This is a genomic window from Flavobacterium sp. 1355 (genome assembly GCF_017833415.1).
Classification (GTDB): domain Bacteria; phylum Bacteroidota; class Bacteroidia; order Flavobacteriales; family Flavobacteriaceae; genus Flavobacterium.
Window position 1 is genome coordinate 337,272 of sequence record NZ_JAFICC010000003.1, and the last position, 12,803, is coordinate 350,074.

At 37.9% G+C, this 12,803-nt stretch carries 6 protein-coding genes; all 6 read right to left on the minus strand.

Annotated elements, in window-relative coordinates; all coding sequences use genetic code 11:
- Positions 1 to 176 precede the first annotated feature (176 nt).
- Entirely contained in the window at positions 177 to 2,600 is a 2,424-nt protein-coding gene (locus JOD96_RS05570) for a sugar-binding domain-containing protein (RefSeq protein ID WP_209563279.1), read from the minus strand.
- A 126-nt stretch (positions 2,601 to 2,726) separates the two neighbouring features.
- Complete coding sequence (locus tag JOD96_RS05575; RefSeq protein WP_209563280.1) at positions 2,727 to 4,313, minus strand: glycoside hydrolase; 1,587 nt, start codon at positions 4,311 to 4,313, stop codon at positions 2,727 to 2,729.
- 155 nt (positions 4,314 to 4,468) lie between these two features.
- The gene (locus tag JOD96_RS05580; RefSeq protein WP_209563281.1) at positions 4,469 to 6,100 is read right to left on the minus strand and encodes a glycoside hydrolase; all 1,632 of its coding nucleotides are present in this window, start codon (positions 6,098 to 6,100) and stop codon (positions 4,469 to 4,471) included.
- A gap of 1 nt (position 6,101) precedes the next feature.
- Positions 6,102 to 7,703, minus strand: coding sequence for a RagB/SusD family nutrient uptake outer membrane protein (locus JOD96_RS05585; protein ID WP_209563282.1), 1,602 nt, complete (start codon positions 7,701 to 7,703; stop codon positions 6,102 to 6,104).
- Between the two features lie 11 nt (positions 7,704 to 7,714).
- Entirely contained in the window at positions 7,715 to 10,747 is a 3,033-nt protein-coding gene (locus tag JOD96_RS05590) for a SusC/RagA family TonB-linked outer membrane protein (protein WP_209563283.1), read from the minus strand.
- Positions 10,748 to 10,794: 47 nt separating this feature from the next.
- Entirely contained in the window at positions 10,795 to 12,192 is a 1,398-nt protein-coding gene (locus JOD96_RS05595) for a hypothetical protein (protein ID WP_209563284.1), read from the minus strand.
- Positions 12,193 to 12,803: the final 611 nt, after the last annotated feature.

A 12,803-nucleotide genomic window follows, 5' to 3' on the forward strand; every position in this document is an offset into this window, starting at 1 on the left:
ATCTGTTATGATTATTAGACCTAACAGGTTTTAAAACCTGTTAGGTCTTCGAAAGCAAAATGCTTACAGTTCATTTTTTTTGCCACAGATTAAAAAGATTTAAGTGATTCTAATCTGTTATGGATTATTAGACCTAACAGGTTTTAAAAACCTGTTAGGTCTTCGTTGAAAACTAATTATTTCACATTTATCGTAACCTCAACCGGTTTTAACCACTGGCTCGTAAATGTAGCTTTTATTGGCTCTGCCGAATCTCCGTTTGCCTGAATATAAGCTGCAATATGTCCATGATAAACCCGTTGGACATTATCGGTATAATCGGTCATGTCGCTATTATTTCCGGCCTCTAATCCTAATAAAGTTCCGGGTCCTGAGATTGTGCAGGTGATTTCGTTATCTGACAGCATAACCGGAAGGCCGTTTTGATCTTTTACCTGAACCATTATTTTGGCAACTCCTTTGTCTTTTGCAATGCTGATATTTTTGTCTGCAATGGTTAATTCAACTGGCTGTTGTGTTGAAGTTACAGCATAGCGGCTTACTTCTTTGCCATTTGCATCTAAACCAACTGCTTCTAATTTTCCTGAAACAAATGGAATGTCCCAATAAATAATACCGGTTTTTTCGTCGTACGGCTTAGTTTCGCCTACTATTTTTCCATTTAATTCCAAACGTGCTTTCGCAGCATTTGTGTAGCAAACCACACGAATTTTTTGTCCTTCATCGTAATTCCAGATTGCCCATGCATCTTTAGAGATTTCCTTTTCATTTTTTAGCAGATAAGTTCCGACATATACCATTGGTTTATCTGACCATAATGACTGACGGAAATAACCTCTTGGTTTTATAACTCCTGCAAAATCTACCAAACCGGAATAAAAACCTCTTGACGGCCATCTTCCTGACTCTCCGAGGTAATCGATTCCTGTCCATAAAAATTGGCCGAAGATGTGTTTGTTGTTTTTTACGGCTAACCAAGGCTCCATATCGTGTACATTTTCACTACCAAAAATTACGCGGTTTGGGTATTTCTCATGATCAGGCTTGTATTTGCTTTCTGTATAATTATATCCTGTAATGTCTAGTGCGCCCGGATATTCTGTTTCGTTAGACATTGCAACTCCTGCCAGTCCTGCTGTTGTAGGACGCGATTTGTCATATTTTTTTACGGCTGCAACCAAACGTTTTGCAATTGCTCCCAAACGCATGGCATCTGGTGCGTCTTTTTTGTATCCGCCGTAATTTGCTTGTCCAAAACCTTCTTTTCCTTTGTCTAAAACCGGATGTGAATAGGGATCGTTTGGATAATCAACTTCATTACCAATACTCCAGCCGAAAACCGACAGGTGATTTCTGTCACGGCGTACGAAGTCTTCTAAATCTTTTTCTCCCCAATTGGCAAAAATATCAAACGAACCTTCAAATCCCGGGGTTCCGTAATTCCAGCCTTCCAGCCATTTGCGTTTTGGAAATTCCCATTCGTCATAAGCTTCGTTTAAAACCAAAAGCCCTAACTCGTCGCAAAGCTCATAAAAGTCCGGTGCCTGTGGGTTATGACTGGTACGAATGGCATTTACTCCTATTTCTTTTAATGTCTTAAGACGTGTTTTCCAAACTTCTCTTGGTACTGCCGAACCTAAAACTCCTGCATCATGATGAAGGCAAACCCCTTTCATTTTCATCCATTTTCCGTTAAGGGCAAAACCATTATTGGGATCAAATGTGAAGGTTCTGAAACCTGTCTGTGTAACGGTTCGGTCGATTTCTTTTCCGTCTTTTAAGACAATGGTTTTAAGTTCGTATAGATTTGGATTATTTATATCCCATAATTGTGGATTTGAAACATTTAATTTGGTCAGGATTTTACCGTTTTGGTTTTGGGCAACTTCAACTTTGCTTGTTGTTTTTGCTACCGATTTTCCTTCTTTTGTAAATAGTTCGTTTACAACTGTAAGGTTTGTTTTTGCTTTTGAGCCGTTTTCAATATCAACCTCAACATTTAAGATTCCGTTTCCTTTATTGACTTCCGGGTAAGCGTAAACTCCCCATTGTGCGATATGAACCGGGTTTGAATATACCAACCAAACGTTTCTGTAAATTCCTGAACCTGTGTACCATCTGGAATCTGCACTCTGGCTGTGGTCTACACGAACCGAAATGGTATTTTCTTCTCCGTATTTTACAAACTGTGTGGCATCATAAGCAAATGAAATGTACCCGTTCGGACGTTTGCCAAGCGAATGCCCGTTGATGAAAACTTCGCTTCTGTTGTAAACGCCTTCAAAATATAAATATACTTTTTCGCCGATTTTGCTTTGTGGTATATTGATTGTTTTTCTGTACCAGGCGATGCCACCCGGAAGATATCCTGTGCAGCTGGCCAGCGTCGGGCTCAATTGCCCTTTTACGCTCCAGTCATGGGGCACATTTACAGACTGCCATTTGGTGTCATCGAATGTTTTGTTTTGGGCCTCTGGTGTGTCCTGAAGGTTGAATTTCCAATTGTCATTGATTTTTTTTGAATCTCCAAATGATATCTGACTAAATGCAGATATACAGGAGAAGAGTAGTACGGGTAGAATGATTTTTTTTGTAAACATTTTTTATAAGGTTCTAAGTTGCTAAGATGCTGAGGGGCTAAGCCTTTTTTTTGTTTTTTGTTTCAGGTTTCAGGTTTCAGGTTTTTTACAGTTCTAAACATGAAACCTGAAACCTGAAACTTTAAACTAATACTGTAATTCGCCAACAAAGGTCACTACTGACTTTGCAGGGATTTCGAGATGATCTGCTTTTTGAATTTCGTTTCTTTTCAGGTTTGAATTTTCTGCTGTTATATATGGCGTTAATTCATTATTTTTTAATAATCCTTTTGTTAGATTAAATTTGTATTGCTGTGCATTTTTTCCGCAGTTTACGGCAACTACAATTAGTTTTTTACTGGCTGTATCTTTGTATGCGGTGATCATTACATCATTTGCGGAAGCGGCTTCATCCTGATCGGGAACAGCTATTCTTAACATTCCGGGACGTACAAACAAAGAGTAATTTCCTAATGCCCAAAGCAGTTTTGAATCATGATATTGTCCGTCATGTTTTACGTAATCGGGTGCAGTTCCTCCATTGCTTTTTCCATCGTCCAGATAGATTAATCCATCTTTATAATCTACTCTGGTTAAGGATGTCCACCATTGCCATGATGCGGCATTGGCAATTGCTATATCGTTATGAATTAAGCGCGCCACAAACAATGCTGTCTGCATTCCTAAATCTCTGCCTCCGCCGGAGCCTCCGGGAATTTCTGTTTCTCCGGGATTTTCTAAAATGCAGTATTCAGACTGCCAGTATTTTAATCCTGGTTTTTGTTTTACTTCAGCAGTAATTAATTTTCTGCTTAAAACTTGTTTGTCAACTGGCCAGGTGGTAAAATAACTGTGACCTAAAATAACGTTTTTTACATTTGGCAGTTTTGAAATATTGGTTTTGTTTTTTCCGAAGAAGTAATCGATTTGGTTGTCGCGGTCTTCGCCATTTACATTTTCATACAAATAATTAATCTGTGCTGCTTCTGCAATCACAATTTCTGTATTCATTTTATGCGCTCTCAGTTTGTCTGAAAGCGATTTGGTCAAATCATAAATTTCCTGATTGGTCGCTGGCGTACCTTCCTGACTGTTTTGATCCCCGCTTTTCGGCATCCATTCCCATTGCGGTTCATTTATTGGACTTATGTAATCGAATTTTATTCCTTCTTTTTTTTCTAATCCCTGAATACTTTGAACTAAGAAATCGGCAAATTTTGGAATTGCTCCATCTTTTAGATTCAGTTTATTCTTTTGAGAAGCAAAAGATAGTCCGTTGTTTGTCATAAAAACAGGCGGGCTATTGGTGAAAATCAGGAATTTTTCTACTCCGCGTTTTTTCGCTGCCTGCAAAAACCATCTTTGACCTTCCTGCTTTGAAAAATCATAAGTTCCGTCGGCATTCATGAAACATTCGCTTCTCCTCCATTCGTCTGATACTTTACTATTTTCTCCTTGTTCTGTGCTTCCGGCTCCGAGGTTGAAACGCCAGATCGAGAGACCAATTCCTTTTGGATTTCCTTGTGCATCTATTTCTTTACTAAACAATAAATCGGCAATGGCGTTCTTTTTCTCTTCTGGCCAGTTTTTGCCAACAAACTGTGTTCTCCAGGCATCAGATCCTCCAAAACCATCCATGGTTTGTACTACATGATCTGTGCTGATGGTAATGGTTCGCTGTGCAAAGGACAGCGAACTTATTACCAATAAAAGCGAGATATATACTTTTCTCATTTATTCCTATTTTTTCTATTGTCACTATTTTGCCCGGTTTGCCATTTTGATATAAGGAAAAATGACAGTGCTGCAAATGACATAATGCTAAAAACTATTTAAGGGTATTAACTTTGTCAAAGTTTGAAACTTTGACAAAGTTTTTAGCGCAATCTTTACTTGTATGTTCCAACATAAGTCACAACCGATCTGGCAGGAATTTGAAAACCGGCAGCATCTACTGCTGTTCCTTTTTTCAAACTCATAGTTTCAGAAGTGATATAAGGAGTTAATTTATTGTCTGTTATTGCTCCTCCTGAAAGGTTTAGTTTGTATACTTTTGCCGATTTAGTGATGTTTACTGCAACAATAACCAGTTTTTTAGTAGCTGCATCTTTGTATGCTGTCAGCATAACATCGGTAGTGGCTGCAGCATTATCCAGTTCGGGAATCACCACTCTTACCATTCCCGGTTTTACGAAGAATGAAAAGTTACCTAAAGCCCACAGTGTTTTGGCATCTCTAATGTATCCGTCGTTTTTACAGTAGTTGGCATCTCCTGCGCCATTACTAGCACCATCGTCTACGTGAATTAAACCATCTTTGTAATCTCCACGGCTTATGGCTGTCCACCATTGCCATGAGGTTACTCCTCCAATTGCAATATCTGTACTGATTAAACGTGCTGTCCAAAGTGCGAGCGGCATTCCAAGATCTCTTCCAGGGCCTGCACCACCAGGTAATTTTGCTGTTCCCGGGCTTTCTAAAACACAATATTCTGATGACCAAAGACTAACACCGCCAACTGATTGTATTCTTGAGGCTGCGTCTTGTCTTGACGAAATTAATGTTGCCAATGGCCATGCCTGCCAGTAACTGTGTCCGGAAATTGTTTTCTTTACGTTACTTAGATTTCCAATGTTTTTAGAAGAATTTGTTCCAAAGAAATAATCGATTTGATTGGATCTGCTTTCTTTTCCTGAAATTGTTCTGTACAATGATTCGTAAGATCCGGCTTCTCCAACTACAATTTTGGCGTCTAAACCTTTTGCCTGTAATTTTGGCGACAGCACATTCACGAAAGTGTAAATATTAGCATTTGTTGCCGGAGAACCTTCCTGAGCCGAACCATCCCATTCGTATTGTGGCTCATTAAACGGGCTAATGTAGTCTATTGTTAAACCATGTTCTGTTTTTAGTTTTTCTAAAGATGTTGTCCAGTAATCTGCCAGTTCCGGCATTTTTCCGTCTTTCAAATTATAAAATTCTTTTATTGAGGCATGTGCTTTTCCGTTTTGAGTTAAGTATACCGGAGCACTGTTCGTGAAAGCCAATAATTTGTCTACACCACGTTCTTTGGCTGCCTTCATGAACCAAACCTGCCCGGCTTGTTTACTCATATCGTAGGTAACTCCGTTTGTGGTAAAACATTCGGTACGTCTCCATTCGTCTGTAATATCACTTGCTTCTCCTTGTTCTGCACTTCCTGCACCAAGATTAAAACGCCATAGAGAAAGTCCGATTCCTTTTGGGTTGCCGTCTGCATCCATTTCGTTGCTGAATAGTAAATCGGCTATTTTATTTCGCTTGTCTGTCGGCCAGTTTTTTCCAATGAAATTACACTGCCAGGCGTCTGATGCTCCAAAGCTTTCCATCGTTTGAAGATTCATATCCAGATTTATTTTTAGTTCTGTAGGACCCGAGGTTTCTGAATTTGAATCTTCTGAATCACAGCTTACTAAAAAAGAGTTTGCTAAAAGCAAGCCTGCACACAGCAGACTTACTTTGTTTTTATTGATGAACTTCATATTAGTAATTTGGGTTTTGAGAAATTAAACCTCCACTCAAATCGATTTCTATTTGTGGTATTGGCCATAATAAATGCTTTGCCGGATTGAAGTTGATGCCTTTATCCTGAGGTTCTCTTGTATTGGTTGTTTCATACGGATCTGTAGAATTCAAATTGTATTGTACAAATGCTCCGTTTGGCCCCATTAATGATTCTATAACCGGTTTTCCTGTATTTGGATCTTTTTCACGGCGAATATCAAACAGACGCAATCCTTCAAAAGCTAATTCTAAACGGCGCTCTTTGTAGATTTGTTTTAAAAGTGCCGGACCTGCTAAACCTGTTTTTGGGTCTAATTTTACACGGGCCCTGATAATGTTGATATCTGCCAATGCATCTCCGCCAACGTGGTAACTCGCTTCTGCTCTTGTTAAATACATTTCTGCCAAACGAATCAACGGAATATTTAATGGTAAATGTTCGTATTGTTTGTCTAATGAACGGCGTGTTGCTATAGGAATATAATATTTGCGACAAATACGTCCTGATTTATTGTCATTTAAACTGAATTTATGCGTTGGATTCAAAACCTCATCACCATAAGCAGGTTCTCCCCATTTTGTAATCGTGCTTCTGCGGCGAATAACATCATTTTCAGAAAGATAAGCATTTTCTAAATCACTTGTAGGCATACACCATCCCCATCCGTCAAGGACATCTGCGGCATCATTGCTTGGAAAGTTTTTCTTGTCCTCACCTCTGGCTCCTGCTAAGGTTGGCAAAGCTGATCCTAAATTCTTATCCTGTACTGAGGACGATTGTGCTTCCAGAATAGATTCTACCCCATTATGATTGTTGACATTCCAGATGTTTAAAAAGTCTGTTTCCAATGAGTAAGGACCTTCTGTAATTACTTTGTTTGAATATGTTTTTGCTTCGGCCCATTTTTCCTGAAATAATGAGACACGAGCCAGTAAGGCATAAGCTGCCCATTTGTTTACTCTTCCGCTTCTGTTTACCGGAATATTTTCAAGCCTTGCCGCAGATTCTTTAAGATCAGCTTCAATTTGTGCATAAACAGCCGGAACCGGGCTGCGTTCTAATTTTAAATCTCCCGTTCCCAATGATGTTGTATACAAAGGTACAGCTCCGTAATTGTTTACCAGTTCGTAATAACAATATGCACGAACAAACAAAGATTCTCCTACATATTGGTTTCTTTGAGATTCGCTGATTGGCGATGCTTCCATTTTCTCCAAACCAATGTTTGCTGACTGGATTGTAAAATAATGAGCGGTGTACATACTGTTCATATCTCCCATGTTGTCGGGCGTAATGATGTATTGGGAACAAGGTCTGTGTGCTGAATTATCCTGACCTGTGTTGCCCATCCAGGCATCATCTGTAGCCATTTCGTTGGTGACTCTTGGTGCTACCAAGGTATACCAGTCGTTTGGCAGTAATAATCTGCGTGTTAACTCATTGACATAATTTTCGCATTCTTGTGCGGTCTGAAAGTAGTTCTCTAAAGTTTGAGTTCCTCTTTCTTCTTTTTCAATAAAATCACTACACGAAACGGATAGTAGAGAAAAAGCTATTATTGATACTAGTATTTTTTTCATATCTCTTTTTATTAAAATGCAACATTAAGACCCATTAGTATTGTTGGCTGAACCGGATAGTTCCATCCGCCAAATCCTGAACCTTTAACTCTGTCACCTTTGTCAGGATCTCCTCCTGCAACTTCGGGATCAACTCCTGTGTAGTTGGTCCATGTCCATAAATTCTGTCCTGATAATGACAGTCTTAATTTGTCTAAGCCAAACTTATTATAGAAGGAATACCCTATCTGCAGGTTTTTTAATCGTACATAAGAACCATCTTCTACGTACAGAGATGAGAATTTTGTAAAGTTTTCGTTGTTATCATCTTTGGATAAACGGGGAACATAATTAGAAGTTCCTTCTCCGTGCCACGCCATTTGATCGAGACCGCTTACTTTGTTGGTTAAACTTGCACCATTGTATAAATCTGAAATATTTTGATTTACAATATCATTTCCAATACCTGAATAAAAGTTGGCTACTAAGTCAAATTGTTGGTAAGCAAAATTTAAGTTTAGTCCAACATTATAATCTGCCCATGGAGTTCCGATTTTTGTTCTGTCCTTATCGTCTAATTTTCCGTCTCCGTTTACATCTTTAAAGCGAACATCTCCTACCTGTGCATATGGCTGCATTTTTGTTCCGTGTTCATCTGTATGAGAATTTAATTCGGTTTGGTTTTGAAATAATCCATCAGCAACATATCCGTAGAAATATCCAGGTTCTTCTCCCTTTACCGTTAATGTTCTGTTTCCTGATCCGTACAGTTTTTCGCTGTCAGAAGAAAGAGAAAGCATTTCTACATCTACTGTCGTAAAAGTTACATCAACACCGTATGAGAAATCCCCTTTTTTATCTTTATAAGAAACCAGCAAATCGATACCGCTGGATTGCATGGATCCAACATTTGTCCACATTGTTGAGTATGCGGGAAAACCACTATAGGTTGGAAATTGTTTTAAGAACAGCATATCTTCTGTTTTTTTCTTATAATATTCTAAAGATCCTGAAAGTTTGTTTTTCCATAATCCGAAATCAATTCCAAAACTCATATCCTCAACTGTTTCCCATTTTATGTCTTTATTGGCCATAGATGAAGGGAAAGAAGTATCGGTAACAACGTCACCAATCGGATAAAATCCTTGTCCGATATTAGACTGATAAACTGCTGTTGGCAAGCCCTGATTACCTACTTTTCCCCAACCTGCCCTGAATCTAAGATCACTTAATACATCCTTTGTTGAATCCATAAATCCTTCATTTAAGATTCTCCATGAAACGGACGCTGAAGGGAAATTGGCCCATTTATTATTGGTCATGAACTTTGATGATCCATCACGTCTAAAAGTTCCGGTAAAATAATATTTACCGTCATAGTTATAAGAAAAACGGGAAATGTAAGACATCAAAGAACTGGACCAGCTGTTACCATCACTTTTGCGGTTTTTAGTAGCTGCTTTTAATTCTCTCATCACGTCAGAATTGTTAGGAATTCCTTCGCCATAACCCCAAACATCATTTCCGTTGTATTCTTCCATTGTATTACCTACCATTAACGAAGCATTGTGTTTTTCTGCAAATGTTCTGGAATAGGTAATCGTATTTTGCCATGTCCAGTCTGCGTTGGTGGTATTTTTTCTTTCTACGCTATTAATTTCTTCTTTTTCATGCGCGGCATCAATCACAAAATCCGGTCTGAAGATACTTTGTGTTTTGTCTCCAACTTCTATAGATCCTTGTGTACGAATCACTAATCCTTTTATTGGTGTGTATTGTAAATATCCATTTGTATTCAGATTGTACTGATCTGTATAGTCATCATATCTTTTTACAGCTGCAACAGGATTCCATACATAAGATGGAGAACGGGCATAAATACTATATTCATTTTCAGTCCCGTTTAACTGATCTGCGGGTTTGTAAATTGGCGTAATCGGGTCAATTTTATCAAAATCTGCCCAATTTCCAGGAGCTCCCCAGGTTTCGTAACGAGGGTTTAGCGTAATTCCTGCAGAAAAACTATCAGAGAATTTAAAATCATTGGCGATTCTCATCGTTATTCTTTCCCATCCGCCAATTGCATACATAGATTCAGCATCATAATAATTTAAACTAATGGCATATGTATGTTTCTCTGAACCTCCTGAGACACCCAAAGAAGCATTAGTTACAGGAGTTCCTCCTCTGATTCCTGCTTTCCACCAGTCTGTAGTTTTTCCTCTATATTGAGATGGATTTGGCAAATAATCACTGTAGCCGGAATTATTATAGGCTTTATTCATGATAGTGGCATATCCTTCTGCATCGGCCATATTATAAGGATTGTTCATAATCTGAAAACCAGAACTTATGTCAAAAGTAAATCTGGTTTTACCCACTTTTCCTTTTTTTGTTGTAATCAGGATAACCCCGTTCGAAGCACGAGAACCATAAATAGCACTTGCAGAAGCATCTTTTAAGACTTCCATAGATTCAATTTCATTATTACTAAGGAAATTAATACTCGTTCCCATCGGAATTCCGTCTACTACATAAAGCGGGTCTGTACTAAGATTTACAGTAGAAATACCACGAATCAAAACTCTTGGCTGTGCTCCGGGTCCTCCTTGTCCTGTTACCTGAACTCCGGCTACTTTTCCCTGTAATGATTCTGTAACGTTTCCTACAGTCATTGTCTGAAGCTCTTTTCCTTTTACGGAAGAAATGGAACTTGTTACATCGCTCTTCTTAACTGCGGCGTATCCTACGACTACAATTTCGTCCAAAGACTGGCTGGCTTCTTCCAGAACAATATCAAATTCTGTTTTGTCACCAACCTGAATTGTTTTACTGGAAAATCCAACAAAAGAAAACTCAATCTGTGCATTTTTATTTGGAACCGAAATCGAGAATTTACCATCAAAATCGGTTGCTGTCGTTGTCGAAGTTCCTTTTACTATCAGGTTAGCTCCGGGAATCGGCACTGCAGCCTTATCCTTTACGGTTCCTTTTACTGTTATCTGACCAAATGTTGCAGCAGTGCACAACATGGTAATAAATAACCATATATATTTATATTTCATATTAAGATGTTTTATTAATTAAACGCTATAACAAAAATGAGAGATGATTATTTTTTTGTTATAAATACTCTTTCCAATTCTGTATCAAGAACTACTTTGTATACTCCGGGCGCTGCAGGATATTTGGCATTTCCATTATCTCCCGGTGACATTGTTGCAATTCCGTTTTTGATCAATCTCCAGGATGGATCCCACCATTGACCAGTGAAGGTTGCTTCCATTGTCCCTGTAAGCGTATATTCTCCAACTAATTGATAAGGGTTGTTTGCATTATTGGCCAAATGCAGCCCTGTCTGCGTCCATGCGTCCCAGGTGTCCCATGTTGCACCCTGAATTCCTCCTCCGCAAACACTCACAAAAGGTCTTCTCATAGCGGCATCATCATGCCATAATCCATTGGCAATATCGGCCCAGACTTTGCTTGTTGGTGTGTATTTGGTTGCGGTGTAAATAAGTGTGTTTGGATTTATTTTTATATTGTAATATCCTTTTGTCGGCAAAATAATAGGTGCAGAAGCAACATCATCTGTTAAGTTTCCTGATCCGTTTAATCCAAAGCAATGTGGGGCAAAGCCTGATTCCTGACCTAAGAAATAAATTTCTTTATTGTCTTTGTCTGCATAATATTTGAATTCAAAATCTTGTCCATTTTTCTCATGAAAATACATTGGGACACCAACCGCATCGGTGGTAAGATTGGTTCCTTTTGGCTGATCGCATAAGTAAATAGCCGGATACTCGTTTGTAGCCACAATATTAACGTTTAATGAACCTGTATTCGGGATTGCAAATTTATCTTTTGCAGTAATTGTCAATACATAATTAGCGGCTGTTACCGGCAATGTATATGTTTTGTTGAAAGTATACGACTGAGGTGCATTGTCTAACTGAATTGTTTCATCAATACCTAAGTCAGCACATTGAACCTGAATGTAGTCGATACCAGAATCGTCATTTACAACAAAATGAACAGGCAATTCATTGCTGGTTGATAATAAGACCACAGCGCCTTCTTTTGGTGTGATCATACTAATAGCGGGAGCAGAAAATTCTCCATCAAGACGTAAGTTGATTTCTTCGTCTATGGCGTTATTAGAAACGTCTGTTATGGTTAATTTTATTTTAAAAGTTTCTGATGTTCCTCTGTTGGCAGGAATTTCAAAAAAATAACTCAAATCATACGATTTAAGTAAAGGATCTGATGCAAAAGCAATCACTTTGTCCAGTGATAATTCCGGAATCTGGATTCGTACGCTTTTTAATCCTAAATCATCTGCAATGGCAGCTTTGATTTCAAATTTTCGGGTTGGTGCCCCATAAATTTCTTCTGTAGCAACAGTAACTGTCGGATTATCTGAACTGGGAAAATCAGTTTCGTTATTTTGACATCCTGAAAACAGAATTACAAAAAACGAAAGAAAAATTAAGAATAGATTTTTTTTCATTTCTTTAATTTTAAGGTTAGGTTTAGTTAGTTTGTTTATTCTAAAAATGTTGGTTTTGAAAATTAATCCCGGTTAAGGATTCCAAATATTTCTTTGGCAAAGAAATAGTACAATAAAAACGTAGTGGTTTGGTTGTTGTCATGTTAGTAATGGTTAATTTATTTTTCTTTTTTATCCTTGGCAGCAGTTTAATTTCAAATACAGGAATTCTGCTGTTTTATATCTGACATCTAATTTGTGTTAAAACCCGCAGTAAAAAACTGCGGGTTGATAAGTATGTAAAACCAACTCTTACATCTTTTTTTAAAGAAGGCTCAATTCTTTAAATGACCAAAAACTTATCTAAAAAAAACAACACTGATGATTCGTATAGTAATGAAACTTTCGATTACTATAAGTGCAAAGTAATGTCTGTTTTAAAACTTCAAGGAGGGGTAAAATGGAAAAAAAAGGAGGTCAAAATTGCAATTAACTATTATTTTACACTTAAAATTACTAACTATTAAAAAATAAACACTAATTTTTAAATAATATGGAATTATTGTTTGCACACTATTTTTTCAGCTATAACGTTTTAATTTTTATTAATTCGCATTAAAGATGAAAATCGT

Excerpts from the sequence above, each read along its gene's own strand:
- JOD96_RS05590 (WP_209563283.1), bottom strand. The coding sequence starts at position 10,747 with ATGAAATATAAATATATATGGTTATTTATTACCATGTTGTGCACTGCT.
- JOD96_RS05575 (WP_209563280.1), bottom strand. The coding sequence starts at position 4,313 with ATGAGAAAAGTATATATCTCGCTTTTATTGGTAATAAGTTCGCTGTCC.
- JOD96_RS05595 (WP_209563284.1), bottom strand. The coding sequence starts at position 12,192 with ATGAAAAAAAATCTATTCTTAATTTTTCTTTCGTTTTTTGTAATTCTG.
- JOD96_RS05580 (WP_209563281.1), bottom strand. The coding sequence starts at position 6,100 with ATGAAGTTCATCAATAAAAACAAAGTAAGTCTGCTGTGTGCAGGCTTG.
- JOD96_RS05570 (WP_209563279.1), bottom strand. The coding sequence starts at position 2,600 with ATGTTTACAAAAAAAATCATTCTACCCGTACTACTCTTCTCCTGTATA.
- JOD96_RS05585 (WP_209563282.1), bottom strand. The coding sequence starts at position 7,703 with ATGAAAAAAATACTAGTATCAATAATAGCTTTTTCTCTACTATCCGTT.